The sequence below is a fragment of the Methanobrevibacter sp. UBA412 genome, from assembly GCA_002495685.1.
Classification (GTDB): domain Archaea; phylum Methanobacteriota; class Methanobacteria; order Methanobacteriales; family Methanobacteriaceae; genus Methanobrevibacter_A; species Methanobrevibacter_A acididurans.
In genome coordinates this window covers 65,723-85,115 of the sequence record DAGJ01000013.1, presented here as the reverse complement: position 1 = coordinate 85,115, position 19,393 = coordinate 65,723, and the positions used below count along the sequence as shown (strand labels likewise).

At 26.5% G+C, this 19,393-nt stretch carries 24 protein-coding genes; 11 read left to right on the top strand and 13 right to left on the bottom strand.

Features of this window, described 5'->3' with window-relative positions:
- The first annotated feature begins 319 nt into the window (after positions 1-319).
- From BP997_RS04310 to BP997_RS04300, 3 genes are all read left to right on the top strand, one after another.
- Positions 320-1,036 carry a (5-formylfuran-3-yl)methyl phosphate synthase gene (locus BP997_RS04310; protein WP_409197667.1) on the top strand — a complete coding sequence of 239 codons (717 nt, stop codon included), beginning with the start codon at positions 320-322 and terminating at the stop codon, positions 1,034-1,036.
- A gap of 55 nt (positions 1,037-1,091) precedes the next feature.
- Positions 1,092-2,573 carry an IMP dehydrogenase gene (gene guaB / locus BP997_RS04305; RefSeq protein ID WP_409197666.1) on the top strand — a complete coding sequence of 494 codons (1,482 nt, stop codon included), beginning with the start codon at positions 1,092-1,094 and terminating at the stop codon, positions 2,571-2,573.
- A 163-nt stretch (positions 2,574-2,736) separates the two neighbouring features.
- On the top strand, positions 2,737-2,940 hold the full coding sequence (locus BP997_RS04300) for a pseudomurein-binding protein (RefSeq protein WP_409197665.1): 204 nt from the start codon (positions 2,737-2,739) through the stop codon (positions 2,938-2,940).
- 63 nt (positions 2,941-3,003) lie between these two features.
- On the opposite strand, the gene BP997_RS04295 is transcribed toward BP997_RS04300, so the two are convergent.
- From BP997_RS04295 to tsaA, 6 genes are read right to left on the bottom strand one after another with little or no spacing between them, the layout of a single operon-like run.
- Positions 3,004-3,630, bottom strand: a complete 627-nt coding sequence (locus tag BP997_RS04295) for a molybdenum cofactor guanylyltransferase (RefSeq protein WP_409197664.1) — start codon at positions 3,628-3,630, stop codon at positions 3,004-3,006.
- Between the two features lie 32 nt (positions 3,631-3,662).
- Positions 3,663-4,430: a hypothetical protein gene (locus BP997_RS04290; protein ID WP_413828880.1), complete on the bottom strand. Its 768-nt coding sequence runs from the start codon at positions 4,428-4,430 to the stop codon at positions 3,663-3,665.
- 51 nt (positions 4,431-4,481) lie between these two features.
- Positions 4,482-5,045 (bottom strand): precorrin-6Y C5,15-methyltransferase (decarboxylating) subunit CbiT, encoded by a 564-nt coding sequence (cbiT, locus tag BP997_RS04285; protein ID WP_409197662.1) that lies wholly within the window; start codon positions 5,043-5,045, stop codon positions 4,482-4,484.
- Between the two features lie 23 nt (positions 5,046-5,068).
- Positions 5,069-5,626, bottom strand: a complete 558-nt coding sequence (locus BP997_RS04280; protein WP_409197661.1) for a UbiX family flavin prenyltransferase — start codon at positions 5,624-5,626, stop codon at positions 5,069-5,071.
- Between the two features lie 26 nt (positions 5,627-5,652).
- Positions 5,653-6,870 (bottom strand): HD domain-containing protein, encoded by a 1,218-nt coding sequence (locus BP997_RS04275; RefSeq protein WP_409197660.1) that lies wholly within the window; start codon positions 6,868-6,870, stop codon positions 5,653-5,655.
- 29 nt (positions 6,871-6,899) lie between these two features.
- Positions 6,900-7,391 (bottom strand): tRNA (N6-threonylcarbamoyladenosine(37)-N6)-methyltransferase TrmO, encoded by a 492-nt coding sequence (gene tsaA, locus BP997_RS04270; protein ID WP_409197659.1) that lies wholly within the window; start codon positions 7,389-7,391, stop codon positions 6,900-6,902.
- Between the two features lie 213 nt (positions 7,392-7,604).
- On the opposite strand from tsaA, the gene BP997_RS04265 reads away from it, so the two are divergent.
- From BP997_RS04265 to BP997_RS04255, 3 genes are all read left to right on the top strand, one after another.
- Positions 7,605-7,814 (top strand): TOBE domain-containing protein, encoded by a 210-nt coding sequence (locus BP997_RS04265; RefSeq protein WP_409197658.1) that lies wholly within the window; start codon positions 7,605-7,607, stop codon positions 7,812-7,814.
- Between the two features lie 312 nt (positions 7,815-8,126).
- Positions 8,127-8,378, top strand: a complete 252-nt coding sequence (locus tag BP997_RS04260; RefSeq protein WP_409197657.1) for a hypothetical protein — start codon at positions 8,127-8,129, stop codon at positions 8,376-8,378.
- 169 nt (positions 8,379-8,547) lie between these two features.
- On the top strand, positions 8,548-9,720 hold the full coding sequence (locus tag BP997_RS04255; protein WP_413824242.1) for a geranylgeranyl reductase family protein: 1,173 nt from the start codon (positions 8,548-8,550) through the stop codon (positions 9,718-9,720).
- 9 nt (positions 9,721-9,729) lie between these two features.
- On the opposite strand, the gene nudC is transcribed toward BP997_RS04255, so the two are convergent.
- On the bottom strand, positions 9,730-10,545 hold the full coding sequence (nudC, locus tag BP997_RS04250; protein ID WP_409197655.1) for an NAD(+) diphosphatase: 816 nt from the start codon (positions 10,543-10,545) through the stop codon (positions 9,730-9,732).
- Between the two features lie 124 nt (positions 10,546-10,669).
- On the opposite strand from nudC, the gene BP997_RS04245 reads away from it, so the two are divergent.
- The 3 genes from BP997_RS04245 to cgi121 are packed head-to-tail and all read left to right on the top strand — an operon-like array spanning position 10,670 to position 13,728.
- The gene (locus BP997_RS04245) at positions 10,670-11,701 is read left to right on the top strand and encodes a TIGR01177 family methyltransferase (RefSeq protein WP_409199088.1); all 1,032 of its coding nucleotides are present in this window, start codon (positions 10,670-10,672) and stop codon (positions 11,699-11,701) included.
- Between the two features lie 27 nt (positions 11,702-11,728).
- Entirely contained in the window at positions 11,729-13,219 is a 1,491-nt protein-coding gene (locus tag BP997_RS04240) for a (R)-citramalate synthase (protein WP_413824240.1), read from the top strand.
- Between the two features lie 2 nt (positions 13,220-13,221).
- Complete coding sequence (gene cgi121 / locus BP997_RS04235) at positions 13,222-13,728, top strand: KEOPS complex subunit Cgi121 (protein ID WP_409197653.1); 507 nt, start codon at positions 13,222-13,224, stop codon at positions 13,726-13,728.
- A gap of 8 nt (positions 13,729-13,736) precedes the next feature.
- On the opposite strand, the gene BP997_RS04230 is transcribed toward cgi121, so the two are convergent.
- The 5 genes from BP997_RS04230 to BP997_RS04210 are packed head-to-tail and all read right to left on the bottom strand — an operon-like array spanning position 13,737 to position 17,896.
- Entirely contained in the window at positions 13,737-14,711 is a 975-nt protein-coding gene (locus BP997_RS04230) for a DegT/DnrJ/EryC1/StrS family aminotransferase (RefSeq protein WP_413828216.1), read from the bottom strand.
- Positions 14,712-14,740: 29 nt separating this feature from the next.
- Positions 14,741-15,928, bottom strand: coding sequence for a hypothetical protein (locus BP997_RS04225; protein WP_409197651.1), 1,188 nt, complete (start codon positions 15,926-15,928; stop codon positions 14,741-14,743).
- A gap of 33 nt (positions 15,929-15,961) precedes the next feature.
- Positions 15,962-16,675 (bottom strand): hypothetical protein, encoded by a 714-nt coding sequence (locus tag BP997_RS04220; RefSeq protein WP_413824236.1) that lies wholly within the window; start codon positions 16,673-16,675, stop codon positions 15,962-15,964.
- Between the two features lie 15 nt (positions 16,676-16,690).
- The gene (gene guaA / locus BP997_RS04215; protein ID WP_413824234.1) at positions 16,691-17,617 is read right to left on the bottom strand and encodes a glutamine-hydrolyzing GMP synthase; all 927 of its coding nucleotides are present in this window, start codon (positions 17,615-17,617) and stop codon (positions 16,691-16,693) included.
- 18 nt (positions 17,618-17,635) lie between these two features.
- Positions 17,636-17,896, bottom strand: coding sequence for a hypothetical protein (locus BP997_RS04210; RefSeq protein WP_413824232.1), 261 nt, complete (start codon positions 17,894-17,896; stop codon positions 17,636-17,638).
- Between the two features lie 294 nt (positions 17,897-18,190).
- On the opposite strand from BP997_RS04210, the gene BP997_RS04205 reads away from it, so the two are divergent.
- Entirely contained in the window at positions 18,191-18,475 is a 285-nt protein-coding gene (locus BP997_RS04205; protein WP_409197647.1) for a DNA-binding protein, read from the top strand.
- Positions 18,476-18,577: 102 nt separating this feature from the next.
- Here BP997_RS04205 and BP997_RS04200 read toward each other — a convergent pair whose 3' ends face one another.
- Positions 18,578-19,144, bottom strand: coding sequence for a GMP synthase subunit A (locus BP997_RS04200; protein WP_413828878.1), 567 nt, complete (start codon positions 19,142-19,144; stop codon positions 18,578-18,580).
- Between the two features lie 98 nt (positions 19,145-19,242).
- Between BP997_RS04200 and BP997_RS04195 the strand changes: the two genes are divergently transcribed.
- Positions 19,243-19,386: a hypothetical protein gene (locus tag BP997_RS04195; protein WP_409197645.1), complete on the top strand. Its 144-nt coding sequence runs from the start codon at positions 19,243-19,245 to the stop codon at positions 19,384-19,386.
- Positions 19,387-19,393: the final 7 nt, after the last annotated feature.

Here is a 19,393-nt window from a genome sequence, read left to right as displayed (position 1 = left end):
TTCATTTCGCTGCCAGCCTTTTTTTATACAAAAATTCTTATTCTTACAAAAAGTTATTTTAACTTATTCTTTTAAATAATAATTAATAAATTTTATAGTTTCTATTTCAAGAATTATAAAAAACAAAACCTTTTATAATAATAATTATATATAAATACCTAATATAATTTTTATATTATTTATTTCTTAAAAATAATCATTAAAAATATTTTTATAGTGTAATAAATAATTTAATAAACTATTAAGTTTATTTAACTATAATAATATAATTATATTAATAATACATTAATATTATATTATAATCAGGAGGAACTACAAATTGCGTTTATTAATTAGTCCAATAAATCATGAAGAAGCTCTAGAAGCAATTAAAGGTGGAGCAGACATAGTTGATGTTAAAAATCCTAAAGAAGGATCTTTAGGAGCTAATTTTCCATGGGTAATAAAAGATATAAGAGAATTAACACCTGAAAATTTATTAGTTAGTGCAACTTTAGGTGATGTTCCATTTAAACCAGGTACAGTATCACTTGCAGCAATGGGAGCATTAGTTTCAGGAGCAGATTACATTAAAGTAGGATTATATGGTCCAAAGAATTATGAAGAAGGTTTAGAAGTAATGAAAAATGTTGTAAAAGCAGTAAAAGACACAAAACCTGATTCAATTGTAGTTGCATCTGGATATGCTGATGCACATCGTGTAGGTGCAGTAAGTCCTTGGGAAATTCCAAAAATTGCAAGAGATTCTGGTGCAGATTTAGCGATGTTAGATACTGCAGTAAAAGATGGACATACATTATTTGATTATTTTTCTTTAGATGATTGTCAAAAATTTGTGGATGAAACACATAGTTATGGACTACAAGTAGCTTTAGCAGGATCAGTAAAAAAAGACCAATTAAAACCATTATTTGATGTTAAAACAGATGTAGTTGGTTTAAGAGGTGCAGCTTGTGTTGGTGGAGATAGAAATACCGGACACATAGATCGAAATGCTGTTAAAGAATTAAAAGATTATGTTCAATCTTTTGAATAAATAAATTAATTATTATTATATTATTATATTAAATCATTTCTTATAGAGGTTAAAAATGTTTTCAGAAAAAGTAAATAATGCCCCAAAGGGATATACTTTTGATGATTTTCTTTTAGTACCAAATGCTTCTTGGGTAGAAGCAAAAAATGTTAATACTAAAATTCAATTATCAAAAAAAATCAAATTAAACATTCCAGTATTAAGTGCTGCTATGGACACTGTTTCAGAATCTGAATTAGCTATAGCATTAGCACAAGAAGGTGGAATTGGTGTAATACACCGTAATATGACTTCAGAAATGGAAGTAGAAGAAGTTAAAAAAGTAAAATCTGCAGAAGAAATTACTATACGTGATGTAGTAACTATTACTCCGGACTCTGATATTACCACAGTTCAAGATATAATGGAAAATGAATCTATAAGTGGACTACCAGTAATAGAAGATGACAAAATTGTTGGAATTATCAGTAAACGTGATGTAAAACCAATGATTCGCTCAGGTGTTAATAAAAAAGTAAATGAAATTATGACTTCAGATGTAGTTACTATTGAAGAAACTATATCTCCTGAAGAAGCATTAGATATTGCATATGAAAATAAAGTAGAAAGATTACCTGTTGTACGTGAAGGTAAATTAGTTGGTATAGTCACAATACGCGATATTTTAAATCATGATAACCATCCTAATGCTGCAAGAGATAAACATGGGAAATTATTAGTCGCAGCAGCTGCAGGTCCATTCGATTTAGATAGGGCTATTGCATTAGATGAAGCTGGAGCAGATATTATCAGTATAGATTGTGCTCATGCACATAATATGAATGTTGTTAAATTCGTTGAAACAATGAAAGATAATATTGATGCTGAATTATGTGTAGGTAATATTGCAACTGCCGAAGCTGCAGAAGATTTAATTGCTCAAGGTGCGGATGCATTAAAAGTTGGTATTGGTCCAGGTAGTATGTGTACTACTCGAATTGTTGCTGGTGTAGGTGTTCCTCAAATAACTGCTATTAGTCAAGTTGCTGATGTAGCTAAAGATTCAGGCATACCAGTTATTGGTGATGGTGGTTTAAGATATAGTGGAGATGTAGCAAAAGCAATAGGTGCTGGTGCCGATGCTGTAATGTTGGGTAATTTATTAGCTGGAACTTATGAATCACCTGGTGATGTTGTAGTGATGAATGGACGAAAATATAAAACTTATCGTGGAATGGGTTCTATGGGTGCTATGACTGGAGGATTTGGTGGTGGAGCTGATAGATATTTCCAAGAAGTTAAAGGTCCTATGAAACATTCAAAACTTGTACCTGAAGGTGTAGAAGGAGCAGTTCCTTATAAAGGTAAAGTTTCAGAAGTTATGTTCCAACTTATAGGTGGATTAAAAGCTAGTATGGGTTATTGTGGTGCTAAAGATATTAAATCTATGCATGAAAAAGCACGTTTTGTTCAAATTACTGCTGGTGGACTTAAAGAATCTCACCCTCATGATCTTTTAATTACTAATGAAAGTCCTAATTATCCTTTATTAGAATAATTAAATTTCATTTTATTTTTTTAATATTCTTATTTTTTTAATTTAAATTATACTCTCTTTTTTAATTTTAGGATTAAATAGAATGATTTATATAATAAAAACAATATTACTATAATTATCTTAAAATTAATGTATTAAGTTCTTTTATAAATTTGGTGATTAAATGGATTCATTAACTTTACAAGAATACCGAGAAATGGTTGATAATATTATGGAAACCAATAAGCGAACAGGTGAAATGCCAGCTTATGCTAATATTAAAGATTTTACTATTAGTAAAAAAAGTTATTCTTTAATGATTGAGAAAGTTAATAAGTTTTTTTTAGAAATGGGAAGAAATCCACGTTCTGTTAAAATAGAAAAATAAAAATAAAATTAGTAATAATTAATTATTATTTATTATATATTTTAGCTAGGCTATTGTATTTTTTTATAAATCTTCTTTACTATTCAAATTTTTGAAGTTAATTTCACATATATTCTCATTATCAATTAACACATATTCTATTTTTAAATGTTTTATAAAATCATTAACTTTTAATTTATTATTTTCTATTAATTCATTAATCAAAAATTCTTGCCCTTTATTATAAATACTATGTAACGGTTCAATATTTGATTTTACATCATTTTTTAAATGTTTAGGTATAATTGCATCTACATTTGGGTTTTTGTTTAATTTTTCTTTCATTACTTGTATGAATTTTTTTTGAATATATGGTGAGTCACAGGGTAATATTAATGCGTATGAATTTTTTATTTTTTTTAACCCTGTCATGATTCCTGATAATGGTCCTTTATTTTTGATTTCATCAGTAAGGTATGTGATATGGAATTGATATTTTTTGTTTTCATTTTGGTAGTGAGTTATAATTTTTTCATATTTTCTAACTCTACTTTCATCATTTAAAACTATAATAACATCATCAATTTCATAGTTTAGCACATCAAGTATATGAATTATCATAGGTTTCTCGTTAATAATCATAGAACCTTTATCTTGACCCATTCTACGACTCATTCCTCCACATAGAATTACACAACTTAAACATTTCATATATAATCACTTAAAAAAATCATAAAAAATATTCATTCTTTAACATGAATATCTGCATCCATATCAAAAGGATTAGTACGTAAAGCAATACTAATCATATAAGGATAATTATGCTTTAAATATAACATATAATAAACATATTCATACATTAAATTAGTATAAATCCGATTCATATCACCAATTAAATGATTAAAATCAGTAGTAGTTAAATCATTTAAATCATTTCTATGTTTTAACTCCTCATCTAAATGTAAGGTAGCTAAAAGCAATTCAGAAAAATTATCCTTTTCCATTAAATTTGGATTTTCTAATAAATTAACAATAAAATTTCTTTTATCAACAAGTAATGTTTGAATTTCATTTAAAAATACACCTTGATCTTTAACTGATATTTCAGGTGTGAACTTAACACCTTTACTTTTAATAGCATCCATAGCACTTTCAAAATCAGAATCTTCCCAATTTTCAATATCCTTTAAATATTTATATATAATATTTTTATCTTGATTAATTTTAGTAAAATTACTTAAAAGATTATCCCCAATTTCACTAAAAAACACACTTAATAACATATCAAGTTTTTCAAGAATAACTTCTCTTTCTTTACGAGCTAAAATATCATCAATTACTAAAGCAACAATTAAAATATCTATAGGAATAAATCCTAAATGCATCATAACATATGAAAAAATTTCTTCACTATCATGGAAAATATAAAAATTACCAGTATATATTAGTATAGTTGCAATAATCAGCACAATAGCAAATTTTAATTTCCAACTAATTTTCCTCTTAACCATAAACAAACTCAACTCCATAAAAATTAAAATAATTTATTAAAAAAATAATATTTATCTTTTTTTTGCATAAACAATAGCAATAGGGTTTCGTGCAATCATCATTATACCACGATCTATAACTCTACCTTTACTTACATTAACTTCAACAATTTTAGGATTATAACCTAAACTTTTAAGTTTATTAACAGCATCAACTTTTGTATCAACGAGGATACATGGAATTAAAATTCTACCTTCATGGTTTAACTTACTATCCACTAAATCTAAAATAGGTTCTAAATCTCTTCCACTACCACCTATTAATGCAATATCAAAAGTATTTATATTTTTAAGTGCATTCACACCATCATTTTCAATAAAACTTACTTTATCTAAATTTCCAAGTTTTTCTAAATTTTTTTTACAAATATTTATAGCTTCAGGATTTTTATCTATAGAATAAACTTTTTCTGCTTTTAAACTAAATTCTACACTTAATCCTCCTGTTCCACAACCAATATCCACTACAATATCTTCATGACAAACATTAGATTTATATAATAATATTGCCCTAATCTCCTCTTTAGTTGGTCCAGGCACATCACAAGTTTTTATAAATTCATCATCATTTAACATAAAACCTAATCATCTCTTTTTTTTTATTTTGTTGGATTCCATCGTTTATATAAATTATTATCAATTTGCAATGAGTCTAAAATTTTCCCTACTATGAAATTTTCATTATCTTTTAATGTTTCTGGTTTATTATAATAAGCAGGCATTGCAGGTAAAATTATTCCTCCTTCTTTAGAAATTTTTAACATATTTTCTAAATGAATACTTCTTAATGGTGTTTCTCTTGGAACAATTATAGTTTTTCTATGTTCTTTTAAAGCAACATCAGCAACACGGCTTATACTATTATCAGCATAACCATTTGCTATACTAGATAATGTTTTCATACTACAAGGCACTATGACTAAGGATTCAAATCTGCATGATCCACTATTAATTTCTGAACTTATATCATTTGTTTCATAATATTTTGATGCTAATTTTTTTATATCTTCTAATTTAAAATTTGTTTCATGGTGGATTACAATTTTTGCAGGATCACTAATTAAAAGTCCGGTTTTTATGTTTAAATCTTTTAAAGCTTTTAATAATTTTATTCCATAAATTGTTCCACTAGCTCCAGTTAATGCTACTATTATCAAAAGGATCACCAATTTATAATTTTTTTTTATTCAAATACTGTTTGATCGAATGTCATTGTTTCGAATCTATTTTTCCGTTCTGGTAAATTTAAGTAATGTTCTATTTTAAATTTTTCTAATTTGTCACGATCTTCTTTAGGAACATAAATACTTATATCTGGGAAGTTAAATCTGGCATCAGATAATGCTCCTACTATGCTACTTATTTCATTTAAATGATATAATTTATCGTTTAAAGAAACTTGAGTTTTCATTTCATCAAAATGAGGATAATCTGCAATGTTAATAATTACATTGTCACGTTTTATACCATAATCTTCACTTATTTCTTCTTCAGCTTTATTAATTTCATCTTTTTTGATTTTAAATATTTTTTCTGGTTGTGTGAATTCTTTAACATCAATTTTATATGCTGTTTTTAATAATTGTCTATTGTCTAATCTATTTATTGTTTCTTTAGCATACCCGTCACTGTTTCTGAATAAACATATTAAGTCAGAATCATCGTATTTATACATTTCTTTTGGTTTTAAACCATAATCCTTTATTAAATATTGAATACCTCTTCTGAACATAGAATTTAATATACGTGTTGTGTGATGTTGGTATACACTGGGATACATGAAATATCTTGCAACTAATAGTGATTCTGCAGCTTGAATTCCTTTTATATCTAATAATAAATATTTTTCTAATTTTAAATTACTTATTAATCTTTGTGTGTCAATTACTCCGTATTGTACTCCTACATAATATGAGTCTCGCATTAAATAATCCATCCTATCAACATCTAATTCCCCACTAATTATGGGTCCTAATTTTCCTTTTCCATGGATTATGTCTGTTATATCTTGTAAACTGAATTTTTCTTTTAGTTTGTCACTAATTTCAGTATTTTTTATTACATATTCAGTTATTTTTTCATGAGGAGCTTCAAGCACTGTTTCAGATACATGAGAGAATGGTCCGTGACCTGTATCGTGGAGTAATCCTGCTACTCTCACTAATTCTTTATCTTCATTTGTTAATTCTAATTGATCTGCTAATTGTGATGCTAAATGCATTGTTCCTATGCTGTGTTCAAATCTGGAATGATTTGCTCCAGGATAAATTAATGAGATGAATCCTAATTGTTTTAATCTTCTAAGTCTTTGTATTTGAGGATAATCTATTAATTCTGTTTCGTATTGTGTGATAGGTAAGTTTCCGTGTATGCTGTCTCTGATAAATTTTTTATTTGACATTTTACCAATACACCTTATTATTATTTTTTTTAGTCTATAAATCTTGAGTCTGCTTTAGTTGTTTTTGCTTGGTCTTTTTTAGTTTCAAACCAACCAATTTTAAGATTTTCTATTGTATCTTGATATAATTGTGGAACATATGGTTTTATGTCTATTATTGGTGTTTTGTCTAATATGTCTACATTGGATACATATAAAATGTTGTTTTTTACTTTGTCTAATTGGACTACTGATAATCCTATAGGATTAGGTCTTTTTGGGGATCTTGTTGCGAATATTCCATGTGTTTTAGTATCTAGGAATGGTTTAACTTCTAATTCATAGTTTTTTACTTTATGTAAATGGTATATTAAGTTTAAGTGTGAAAAGTGTTTAATATCTTTTAGGCCATCTAGATACTTTTGTTTTATATGTATTTCTCCTTTTACTCCTTGTGCTCCTATGGGTTGGATTGGCATTCCTTCAAGTTTTTTAAAGGGTGTATGTATTTCTCCTATGCTTTCAAATTCTATGTTACTCATAAATGTTTTTTTGTTTTTATTTGTTCTTATATTTGATGCTTTTAATTTTTAAGTGCTTATAAATAAAAAATCGTTATGAAGTATAAAATTAAATCGTTGTGAAACTCTTTATTATCGATAAAAGGATACATTTAAATACTATTGTTTATAATTAGTTATTATAGAACATTTAAAGTTCATAAATTTATATCTAGTTATTTGGAGATGAATCAAATGGAAATAAGCGCAAGAAATATTTTAAAAGGTAAAGTCGAATCTGTTGAAAAAGGTCAAGTAATGGCAAGTATTAAAATTAACGTTACAGACCCTACAACAATAACTGCAGTTATCACAAAAGAATCTGCAGAAAAATTAAACATAAAAGAAGGCGATGACTTAGCTGCAATTATTAAATCTACAGAAGTAATTGTAGGAAAAGAATAAGTTCAATGAATTTTATATAAAAAAAAATTCATTGTTAAATTATTTATTAAAATTTAACAATAAGTCATTTAAGTAATATTTTTTTAGAGGATAGAAAAAAATAAAACAAATTTTTTCCTCTAAAAAATCTATTTAAATGGTTTAAAATTAAAAAATCTAATTTTTTAAAATTTATTAAAATCATTCGTTTATACACTATCTTTTAATTTAACATAAAAGCTTTATTAATCTATTTTTTACATAAAATTTTTATATTATAACAAACCTATATACTATTAAAAACTATTTTATGGATTTAAAAAAGGGGTTTAAATGAAAAAATTACCAAAAGAAAAGGAAGATGAATTAATAAATTATTTAAAAAATTTTCCTGAAATCCTTTCATTTGATTATGAAATATTACCTGATGGGGAAAACATATCAATTATAACAACTTTTAGTGAAAATATACCTGAAAATCATCATAAAGCTACAGCACACATTGAAAAAATACTGGATGCTAAATTCCAGCAAATAGTAATATTACAAAATGTTCAATACTTTAATTATAAATTTAATAAATAAATATTTACTTTTAAGAGAATATTAAAATTAAATAGATACATTGAAACTTAACTTTTTTTCTTAAAACTTAAAAATTAATATATAATAAATAATATATTAATTATATAATTTATTCTTTTAATTCTATACTAATTCTAAAAATAAATATAAATGGAAGTTTAAAAAAACTATGACCTTTGATTATGATGTAACAATAGTAGGTGGAGGGCCTATAGGTTCTACTTTAGCATATAAATTAGCTAAAAATAAAGATTTACAAATAGCTATTGTAGATAAAAAGAAAAATATAGGATTACCTTTACAATGTGCAGGAATTGTAAGTAAAAAAATATTAAAATTTAACAATTTGCCTGAAGAATTAATTTTAAATCAAGTTAAAGGAGCACACTTACACAGTCCAAATTATGATTTATCAGTTTCTAAAAAAGAAAATGAAGCATATATAATTGATCGAGTTGCCTATGATCAATACTTATTAAATAGGGCTAAAGAAAATGGTGTAAAAGTAATTAACCCATTTAAAGTAATAGGGGTTAACACAAAAGATGGAGTAATCACCTCAGAGAAGGGTCAAATAAAAAGTAAAATTATTATTGGGGCAGATGGTTCTAATTCAATAATATCAAAAGAATTAAAAAATAAGCAAAAATATTTTAATGGATCACAGTTCTTATTAAAATCTGAAGATAAGATTCCGGAAAAAGATTTTGTTGAATTATATGTTAAAAACCAAATATTTCCAGGATTCATTTGGGCAATTCCAACATATGAAAATATTTATCGTATTGGATTATTCAGTAACCATACTTGTGGAGAAGAAATTGGTATCTTAGAAAACTTCATTAAAAACCATCCAAAGTATAAAAATATGGAAATTATAGAGAAATATTATGGTAAAATACCAATATATGATAAAAACAAAGTATTAGTTAAAGACAGAGTACTCTTAATTGGGGATGCAGCATCACAGGTCAAACCTACCTCTGGTGGGGGATTAATATTAGGTTTTCAATCTACTGAAATTGCAGAAAAAGCAATAAATCATGCAATTAAAGAGGATAATATCAAATATTTAAGAGATTATGAGAAAACCTTTAAAAAAAATTATAATAAGGAATTAAATTATCAATTAAAAGTACAAAAAACTTTAAACTTATTATCTGATGATAACTTAGATTATTTCTTTAAACAATTAAAATTAAAAGGTGGAGAAGAACTTATTAGTACATATGGGGATATGGATGAGCAATCTATTTTAGTTAAGGAATTTATTAAAAAAGGATATTTATTTACAATGTTTCCTTCAATTATAAGTCATAATATTAAAAAAATATGGGATTAAAATAAAATATTAATTTTCACTTTTTTTAATAAAATCTTCCATTAACCATGAAGAAATACTAATATCATATGGTGGTAATTCAATATCTTTAACATTAAACCATTTAGCTTTTAAAATTTCATCGTGATCAACTTTAATTTCACCAGATTCATAATCAGCTGTAAAACCTAACATTAATGAATTAGGAAATGGCCAAGATTGGCTTCTCATATATTTTAAATTTTTAATTTTAATACCAACTTCTTCTAAAACTTCTCTATGCACAGCTTCTTCGATGGATTCACCAGCTTCTACAAAACCTGCAATCAATGCATAATTAATATTTTTATGGTAACTGTGTTTAGCCATTAAAAGTTTCCCATTATTATTTATAGCAACTATTATAGCTGGAGCAATTCTAGTATAATGAACTTGCCCACATGAAGGACATTTCATCATCATATCTTTTTCATCAAGTACAGTTTTACATCCACAATGGCCACAATACTTGTAAGAATTGTACCAATCATTTATTAATACTCCTCTTCCAGCCATCTGATATAAAATGGGATTCATATTATAAATTTCTAAAAGAGAATAAAAATTTGTATTAGTATTATTATCTACATTAACAACGAAACAGGGTTTGTCTTTAAAAGTACCAATATATAATAAAAAATTAATACAAAAATCACTTAATTCATCTTTATATTGGGGAACATTTAGATTTTCGTTTAAATATAATTCACGGTTAGTATTATAGATGAAATAATAAGATTCATCATTAGTTTCAAAGTTATCACTAAAATCTATTTTATAATTATCATAAATTGAACTTTCAATCATAATATATAATATGTTTAATGTTAAATTTAAAATTTTTTCATTTAATTAGTAATTAAGAAGTGATACTATAATATAATAGAATAAATAAAAATTATAATAATATTTAAGGAATGTGAAATTTTTGATGAATCTACTTTTAATCCAATCTCAAGAACATGAAAAATTACCACTTGCAGAATTAAAAGCTGTAATGGATGCAGAAAATATAGAAGCAAATATAAATCAGTTAACACCTGGTTTAACTTTACTAGAAAATTTAGATTTAGAAACTTTTAATCATAGTTATAAAAGATTAACAGATCGTTTAGCTTATACTCATGAAGTGCACCAATTAATTGAAACAACTACTCTTGAAAATTTAGAAAAATCAGTTTTAAACATTGATTGGAGTGAATTTATTAAGAATAATTTTGTTGTACGAGTTAAAAGATTTAATAGTGATATAGATACAGTCAAATACGAACGAAATATTGGAGGCTATATTTTAGATAATACTCCTAATATTAAAGTTAAATTAGTAGGTTCTGATTCTTATATTCGTGTTGTGGTTTTTGAAGATACTGTTTTTTTATGTGTGGAAAAATATAAATTAAATAAGAAACATTTTGAAGATTCTAAACCTCATAAAAGACCATTTTTTCACCCTGGAGGTATGAGTCCTAAACTTGCACGGTGTATGGTTAATTTAAGTCGAATTAAAGAGGGTGAATTATTATTGGATCCTTTTTGTGGAACTGGGGGCATGTTAATTGAAGCAGGTTTAATTGGTGCTAAACTTGTAGGTTCTGATATAAATTGGAAGATGAAAAATGGATCAGCTTTAAACTTGGACTTTGTAGGTATTAAAGATTATAAAACTTATAAAATAGATTTTAAACAATTAAAAATGTTAGAACCTGCTGATGTGGTAGTGACAGATCCACCTTATGGTATAAGTACAACTACAGGTGGTGTAAGTACAACTATAATATTAGAAGAATTTTTAGATTCACTAGAAGGTAATCTTAAAAAAGATGGTTTAATTGTTTTAGCAACACCTCATTATATTGATATTAATCCAATAATGAATGAAAAAGGATTTAAAATTTTAGAACATTATGAAATTAAAATGCATAGAAGTTTAACAAGAATAATATCTGTAATAATAAAAATATAAATCAAATATTAAAGGAGATATTAAATAATGAAACTCAAAGTATATGATACAACTTTAAGAGATGGTGAACAAACTCCTGGGATTTCATTAACACCAACAGAAAAGTTAGCTATTGCTTTAAGATTAGATGAATTAGGTGTAGATATTATTGAAGCGGGTTCAGCTATCACTAGTAAAGGGGAAAGAGAAGCTATACAAGATATTGCTCATGAAAATTTAAATGCAGAAATTGCAAGTTTTGCAAGAATTTTAAAAGAGGATGTAGATTATTGTCTTGATTGTGATGTTAGTATGGTTAATTTAGTTGTTCCTACTAGTCCTATTCATATGGAATATAAATTAAAAAAATCACCTGGAGAAGTTTTAAATCAAGCAGTGAATGTAACTGAATATGCTAAAAGTCATGGTTTAAAAATATTATTATCTGCTGAGGATTCAACTCGTAGTGATATGAATTTTTTAAAGGAGGTTTTTAAACAAACTATAAGTGCTGGTGCTTGTCGTATTTGTCCTTGTGATACTGTTAGTATGTTAACTCCTGAAAAATCACTAAATTTTTATAAAGAATTATCAAGCTTAGGAGTCCCTGTTGATGTTCATTGTCATAATGATTTTGGATTATCTACTGCTAATACTTTAGCTGGAATACGTGGAGGTGCAAGTGAATTTCATGTAACTGTAAATGGTATTGGTGAGCGAGCAGGTAATGCTTCACTTGAAGAAGTTGTAGTTTCTTTAAATCAGTTATATGATAATTATTCAACTAATATTAATTTAAATCAATTATATTCTGCAAGTAAAATGGTGTCACGGTTAACTGGAGCTTATTTGGAACCTAATAAAGCTATAGTTGGTGAGAATGCTTTTTCACACGAGTCAGGTATACATTCTGATGGTATGTTGAAAAATTCTCATACTTATGAACCTTTTAATCCTGAATTAGTGGGTAATCATAGAAGATTTGTTCTTGGTAAACATGTGGGAAGTAAAGGTTTACAAAATCGTTTAGAACAATTAGGAATATACACTACTAATAAAGAGTTATCTAAAATTTTTGATTTAGTTAAAAATTTAGCAGATAAAGGTAAAATTGTAACTGATGCAGATATTCAAGCTATTTCAGATTATGTTATGGATATTGCTGAAGATACTAAAGTTGATTTACAAGAAGTAACCATTGTAAGTGGTAATAGGGTTACTCCTACAGCTTCTGTTAAATTAGGTTTAGAAAATCAAATGATACTTGAAGCAGGTATTGGTGTTGGACCAGTTGATGCTGCAATTAATGCTGTGAATAAGGGTGTTAAAGAGTTTGCTGATGTTGAATTAGAAGAGTATCATGTAGATGCTATCACTGGTGGAGCTGATGCTTTAATTGATGTAATTGTTAAATTACGTTTAGGTAATAATGTAATATCTGCACGTAGTACTCAACCTGATATTATTAATGCTAGTGTGGAAGCTTATATTATTGGAGTTAATCGTTTATTAGAAATTAAGAAGAAACAAGATGAATAAAAATGTTTAATGATAAAAATATTGAAATTTTAGGTTATACTGCTAATGTTAGTAGTGTTAGTGAAACTTTAGATAATGTTGATAGTTTACGTGATAATTGTTGTGATGGTACTATTGTTCAACTTTTAAATGCGGATGGTATTGCTGGTTTAAAGCATATTGAACATGGTATTATTCAATCTTTCAATGCTTTTAATCGTGATGAGAATTTGGCTAAGGATTTAGGTGTTGAAATTCTCCTACGTACTAGTGGTCAAAGACAGATTAGTAAAGCTTTTAAAATGTTAGGTTTACATGAAGGAAAAATGAATATATGCATCATTTTAATAAACTGTCCAGATTATTTCATTGATCAATTAAATGATATGTTCACACGAGATGATAATGTTTTATCACCAGAAATTGATAAATTATTAAAGATTTATGATATTTCAGAAAAAGAATTAAAGATCATGGACATCACAAGCATATTAATTGACAGATCTTCAAAATTAGTTGTAGATCAATAAAAAAAATTTTATTCATTAATATTATTAATAATATCTATAATACTCTTAAGATTATTTTTAGTTAAACATTTAACATCTAAATTTTTAACTTCCAAAGCAATTCCCTTAATTTTTAAACGATTATAATTAGGGCAACGAGTAATAATGCCTCTACCTTCAACATCAAATGAATCTCTAAGTTTCCAACTAAGTTCCTTAGCATTATCATTCCGGAAAATAACATTAATACCTCTTTTATCCGGATGCATTACATTATTAATACCTTTTTTTAAAATATTACATGCATTAACAGTATTAACAAAATTAGACTTAGCAAAATTTAACTCATTATAAATACCAACACAAGTAATCTTATCACATTTAAAACTTTTTAAAAGAATATTAGAATCCTTAAAAAAATTAGGAATACTAGTACTTATAAATCCACCATTACCTACATTAACAATTTTAGGCTCACCAGTAGAACCAACAATTACATCTGAATAAAAACCATTACATAAATGTTCATGAGTATCACCAATACTTCCAGATACATCCTCAACAAGTAAAATACCATTATCCCTACAATATTTACTAATACTCTTCATATCTTGCTCAGCAGTATAAGCAGCCAAACTAGTTAAAAATAAAGCAGAACCCTCACTAATATCATCAAGAATTTCATCTAAAAAATCAGTTTTAACCAAACCATAATAGGTTTTAACAGTAACTAAATTTTTACCTAAAAACTTAGCAATTTGTTTAAAACCATGCCAAGCCCCTTGATCTGGAATGATAATGTCACCTTTAACATTATTCATAGCAATAAAAATAGCACTATTCCCACTATTAACAAGTTTACAACTATCATGTTTAGTAAACTTTTTAATTTTATCACATGCTTTTTGATTATAATCTTCCCCATTATTTAACCCAATACAAGAAGAAGACATATTTATTTGAGTAATTTTACTTGGTTTTTTATATGCTAACTTTAATTTCATAATAACATTTATCCATTTAATAATTATTTTCATTGATATTTTGGACTTTTCTTAAAAAAATTATCCAAAGTAGTTTGATGAGAATGAAGTAACTCATTTAATAAAGTACTAACCTTAACATACTTACTAATAGGAATTTTAAGTTGAGTACTAGCATAATGTAGGCAAGATTTTAAATCTTCAAACTCTTTATAAGGTTCTTGCATAGCAAATTTAATATTTTCTCTAACATTAAAAACACCTAAAGGAACATAACCATTATAAGCTTCACGTAAAATAATTAAACCAGCTTGTTTCTTTTCACGAGCTAATTCATCAAGTACAGCATATTTAGCAGTATAATAACAACCACCAACAGAAGAATATTCCTTTTTACCACCATTTAATTCATAATCACTAAAAATCATTTCCTCTTGACCAAGAATTTTAATAAAAGCTTCAGTCCATTCATACTGCCATTCAACAGGTAATAAAATAATAATATACTTATTCTTTAAACTATAATATTCATAAACACGATAAGAATCAATAATAGGATAATTCCTAACAGATTTAAGTAAACCATCTGCTAAAGTAGTATCACAAGCAGTAATACTCCAACGAGTAGGAACTAACTTACGACTTTTACCAATACCAAAAGCACCAACACTAAAAGCTTTTTGCATATTACTAAACGGAACATCTTTATCATGCAAACCCATAACAGCTTCAGCAGCTTTTAAATCAGTATCATAATAAGATTTCTCTAATTGATGATCCCATTTAACAGCATCAATATCAAACTTTTCAATCACAGCACTAGGACCATGAGGGGTACTATCCTCACTTAAAACACTACCATGAGGAATTTTACCAAAAGTAGCTTCACTATCAATAGATTTACTAGCTAAAGAAATATCCTGCAACTTCTCAACAAAAGGATTATCTAAATCCTTAATACTGATTAATTGCTTACCTCTTACTAAATTAAGACGGTAATTGATAATTTCATCTTGAGTTTTATGTTCAGGTAACCATGATTCTGGAGAATCCACAATACTAGTATCTCCTTTTTCATTAACCATCATTGGTCCAGCATATACTTTAGGATAACTCCATCTACCAATAAAAACACTAGGAGGAGTACTACCTTCAAGATCTTTACCTACCTTAACAGATTTCATCTGAAGATCTTTAGTTAACTTTTCAAGGTAAGCATTTTTTGTTGTTTTTGACATAAAAATCAAATTAAATAAAATAAATTTTTTTTTTTAAATGAATACTATTAGTGTTAAGATAAAAAAGATTAGTAAAATCCAAATTATACTAAAAATTATCATAACAATTATTTCAGTGTTTGTAAAACTTCTTTTTGTTCTAAGATTTAAATCTTCTATTCTCCAAAAATCATTCATAGATTCTTGAATGTTAATAATACTCCATAAACCTAAAAAGGGTATACAAATATAAATTAACAAATTAGCAGGTGAAGAAAATGATTCAATTCCTCTAGATTCTATTAAATCTTCCCAATCATTAAGTAAATAGTAAAATACTATCCAATTACCAATAGGAATAAAAGTAAAAATAAAGGTACGTACACCTACACTAATATTTTTACCATAATTTTCTTTTAAGATTTTACTATTATTATAAAACCAATAAATAGAATATAATCCAAATGTAGTAATCATTAAAAGGAATAAACGTCTAATAGGAAAAGCATGATTGTACGTAATATGACCTTTTTCCTTAAACTCTTGTTTATTAGAATTTAAGAAATTTTCCCTATTTTTATACATAAAATTTTCATTATTAATGTGATTTATGGGATGGATGTTTTCTTTAGTGTTGTAACTATTTGGAATATGGTTTCTTGATATAGCTTCATCACTAACCCAATTATAACAGTATCTACATTTTTGGGCTTTTATGGGTATTTCTCTCCCACAATATTCACATTTTTTTGTTTCTTCATTTGACATATTCTAATTAAATTTTTATTCAAATTCAATAGTGCTTGGAGGTTTATCACTAATACTTAAAGCAACATGTGTGACTTCAGGCACTTCTGATGTGATTCTTTGACTAATTTTCCGTATAACACTCCATGGTAATTCTGGAACATATGCAGTCATAGCATCAATACTGCTAATTAATCTTAAAACTACTAAATAACCGAAATCTCTTTGATCTCCTTTCACACCTGTAACTTTAGTATCTGTTAAAACTGCAAAGTATTGCCATAAATCTTTATCTACACCTGAAGCTTTAATTTCTTCACGAACAATAGCGTCAGCTTTTCTACAAATTCTTAAATTTTCTTTAGTTAAGGGTCCGATGACTCTAACTGCGAGACCTGGACCTGGGAAGGGTTGTCTTTGAACTAATTCTTCAGGTAAACCTAGTTCATCACCTATTAATCGAACTTCATCTTTATATAATTCTCGGATTGGTTCAACAACTTTTAAAACCATTCCACTAGGTAATGCTAAGTTATGATGGGATTTAATTTTACCTTCTGATTCAATCCAGTCAGGTGCAATTGTGCCTTGTACTAAAAATTTTGCATCAATCTTTTTAGCTTCTCGTTCAAATATTTCTATAAAAACTCTTCCAATAATTTTACGTTTTTCTTCAGGATCATTTACACCTTCTAATTCTTTAAGGTATTCTTCTGAGGCATCAACATATTTGAAGTTTAATCGGTCTTCAAAAATATTACAAACTTGTTCTGCTTCACCTTCACGTAATAATCCATGATCTACAAAAACAGCTGTTAAATTATCCCCAATTGCTTCTTTAACAAGTACTGAGCAAACACTACTATCTACTCCACCAGATAATGCAATTATAGCTTTTTCATCACCTATTTCATCTTTTACTTGTTTTATTGCATTTGGGATAAATTTTTCTGGTTTAAACATGATTTTAACCTGAATTTTTTATTCTTCTTCAGCTGGTGGTTCATAATCTTCAATGATTTTTTTAATTATTGCTTCTAATCCGTCTTCATGTCCACTTTCAACAGCTTCCATGATATCATCATATTTAATGTATTTTTCAAGTTTTACAGCTTTTTGTCCGATACCTGCGATTTTGAAACTTTGTTCTTCATCTCCAACTATGATATTAACGTATTCTTTACGGATTCCAACTTTATTGTCTAATGCTTTATTTTTTAAATCTTCAGAATTATCTATCATTTTTTATCTCCTAAAATTTTTTTTATAAATCTATAAATATGGTTTTTATTTATATTATTTATTTTAATTATAGTTTTCTAAGATTTAAAATTAAATTATATTTTATTAATTTTATTTTTTAGGAGTAGTATTAGTTTTTTTGATTATCTTTTTTTGCTTGTAATTTTTTTTTATTAAGATTATTTTTTCCAATATCTTTATAAAGGGTTATGAATATATATTCATAATACTTAGTAGTAAAAAAAAATAAAAAATCAAAATCTACTATAAAAAAAAATTTGGAGATTCATTAAAATGGAAAAAAATTTAAAATACACATGTAAAAATTGCGGATTTACTTGGATAACCCTAAACGGAGAACATAAAGTTTGCCCAAAATGTCACAGTGAAGAAATTCAATTAATAGAAGAAGTAAAAGACTTAGATGTAGAAGCAATCTTAAATCATAATAAAATGAGAGGAGGATGCTGTGGATCTGCACGAGGACAAGGACCATTAACCTGTGGAAAACCAGCACCAGACCATGCAAACCCTAATACCCCCCACGACAAGAAAAACTGCTGTGGATACAAAGACTAAAAAAAAATAAATTAAGTTCTTTTTAAAATTTTCTCATTACCTTAAAAAAAATAAATTAAAAAAAAATAGTTAATATGGATAAAATATAAAAATAAATCGTTTTTATAATTTATCCTTACAAATTTTATAAAAATTCATAAAAATTTCATCACCTAATGGTGTAGTGTGAACTTCTGGATGGAACTGAATACCATAAATATCTTTATTTTCATGTTTAATAGCTTCAATATCACACAAATCACTATTAGCTATAATTTTAAAATCTTCAGGTAATTTCAAAATTTCATCTTTATGACTACTCCAAACATCCATATTTGGAGCTAAACCTTTAAAAAGATCATCATCATTAAGAATATCAATAGTAACTTGAGCATAACTTTCAGTTTCACTACTAGTAACTTCACCATTAAAAGCCTTAGCTATTAATTGATGACCTAAACAAATACCTAATATAGGAACATCAATATTCTTAATATACTCTACAGTATTACCAGCACCTTCTGCAGAAGGACCGCCCCCAATAATTAAACCCATTGGTTCTTTTTCTAAAATTTCATCAATACTTAATGAATTTGGAACTAATTCTGAAGGAATATCGAGATAAGATAAACTTCTTTGAATTCTATGATTATATTGGCCTTTATTGTTAATAATAATAATTTGTTTCATTTAAATAACCTGTAAAAAAAAAATTTTTTAATATAATAATTATTTATAATTTTTATACTTAATTAAATTTATATACTATAAATATGTTAAATTAGCTTATGGAATTAGAACAATTAATATTAATAATAATTGCAATCTTAATTGCAGTAATAATATTTAAAGTATTCATGTGGTTACTACCAATAATAGTTATATTATTAATAGCATATTTTATCTATGTATACTTCACAGATGAGTATTAACTAAAAC

What these genes read in the sequence shown, in the direction of transcription:
- guaA (WP_413824234.1), bottom strand. Translation starts at nt 17,617, where the DNA reads ATGTTTAAACCAGAAAAATTTATCCCAAATGCAATAAAACAAGTAAAA.
- BP997_RS04230 (WP_413828216.1), bottom strand. Translation starts at nt 14,711, where the DNA reads ATGAAATTAAAGTTAGCATATAAAAAACCAAGTAAAATTACTCAAATA.
- BP997_RS04265 (WP_409197658.1), top strand. Translation starts at nt 7,605, where the DNA reads ATGGAAATAAGCGCAAGAAATATTTTAAAAGGTAAAGTCGAATCTGTT.
- BP997_RS04200 (WP_413828878.1), bottom strand. Translation starts at nt 19,144, where the DNA reads ATGAAACAAATTATTATTATTAACAATAAAGGCCAATATAATCATAGA.
- cbiT (WP_409197662.1), bottom strand. Translation starts at nt 5,045, where the DNA reads ATGTTAAATGATGATGAATTTATAAAAACTTGTGATGTGCCTGGACCA.
- BP997_RS04210 (WP_413824232.1), bottom strand. Translation starts at nt 17,896, where the DNA reads ATGATAGATAATTCTGAAGATTTAAAAAATAAAGCATTAGACAATAAA.
- BP997_RS04245 (WP_409199088.1), top strand. Translation starts at nt 10,670, where the DNA reads ATGAATCTACTTTTAATCCAATCTCAAGAACATGAAAAATTACCACTT.
- BP997_RS04220 (WP_413824236.1), bottom strand. Translation starts at nt 16,675, where the DNA reads ATGTCAAATGAAGAAACAAAAAAATGTGAATATTGTGGGAGAGAAATA.
- tsaA (WP_409197659.1), bottom strand. Translation starts at nt 7,391, where the DNA reads ATGAGTAACATAGAATTTGAAAGCATAGGAGAAATACATACACCCTTT.
- BP997_RS04205 (WP_409197647.1), top strand. Translation starts at nt 18,191, where the DNA reads ATGGAAAAAAATTTAAAATACACATGTAAAAATTGCGGATTTACTTGG.
- cgi121 (WP_409197653.1), top strand. Translation starts at nt 13,222, where the DNA reads ATGTTTAATGATAAAAATATTGAAATTTTAGGTTATACTGCTAATGTT.
- BP997_RS04225 (WP_409197651.1), bottom strand. Translation starts at nt 15,928, where the DNA reads ATGTCAAAAACAACAAAAAATGCTTACCTTGAAAAGTTAACTAAAGAT.
- BP997_RS04240 (WP_413824240.1), top strand. Translation starts at nt 11,729, where the DNA reads ATGAAACTCAAAGTATATGATACAACTTTAAGAGATGGTGAACAAACT.
- BP997_RS04300 (WP_409197665.1), top strand. Translation starts at nt 2,737, where the DNA reads ATGGATTCATTAACTTTACAAGAATACCGAGAAATGGTTGATAATATT.
- BP997_RS04275 (WP_409197660.1), bottom strand. Translation starts at nt 6,870, where the DNA reads ATGTCAAATAAAAAATTTATCAGAGACAGCATACACGGAAACTTACCT.
- BP997_RS04260 (WP_409197657.1), top strand. Translation starts at nt 8,127, where the DNA reads ATGAAAAAATTACCAAAAGAAAAGGAAGATGAATTAATAAATTATTTA.
- guaB (WP_409197666.1), top strand. Translation starts at nt 1,092, where the DNA reads ATGTTTTCAGAAAAAGTAAATAATGCCCCAAAGGGATATACTTTTGAT.
- BP997_RS04290 (WP_413828880.1), bottom strand. Translation starts at nt 4,430, where the DNA reads ATGGTTAAGAGGAAAATTAGTTGGAAATTAAAATTTGCTATTGTGCTG.
- BP997_RS04295 (WP_409197664.1), bottom strand. Translation starts at nt 3,630, where the DNA reads ATGAAATGTTTAAGTTGTGTAATTCTATGTGGAGGAATGAGTCGTAGA.
- BP997_RS04255 (WP_413824242.1), top strand. Translation starts at nt 8,548, where the DNA reads ATGACCTTTGATTATGATGTAACAATAGTAGGTGGAGGGCCTATAGGT.
- nudC (WP_409197655.1), bottom strand. Translation starts at nt 10,545, where the DNA reads ATGATTGAAAGTTCAATTTATGATAATTATAAAATAGATTTTAGTGAT.
- BP997_RS04195 (WP_409197645.1), top strand. Translation starts at nt 19,243, where the DNA reads ATGGAATTAGAACAATTAATATTAATAATAATTGCAATCTTAATTGCA.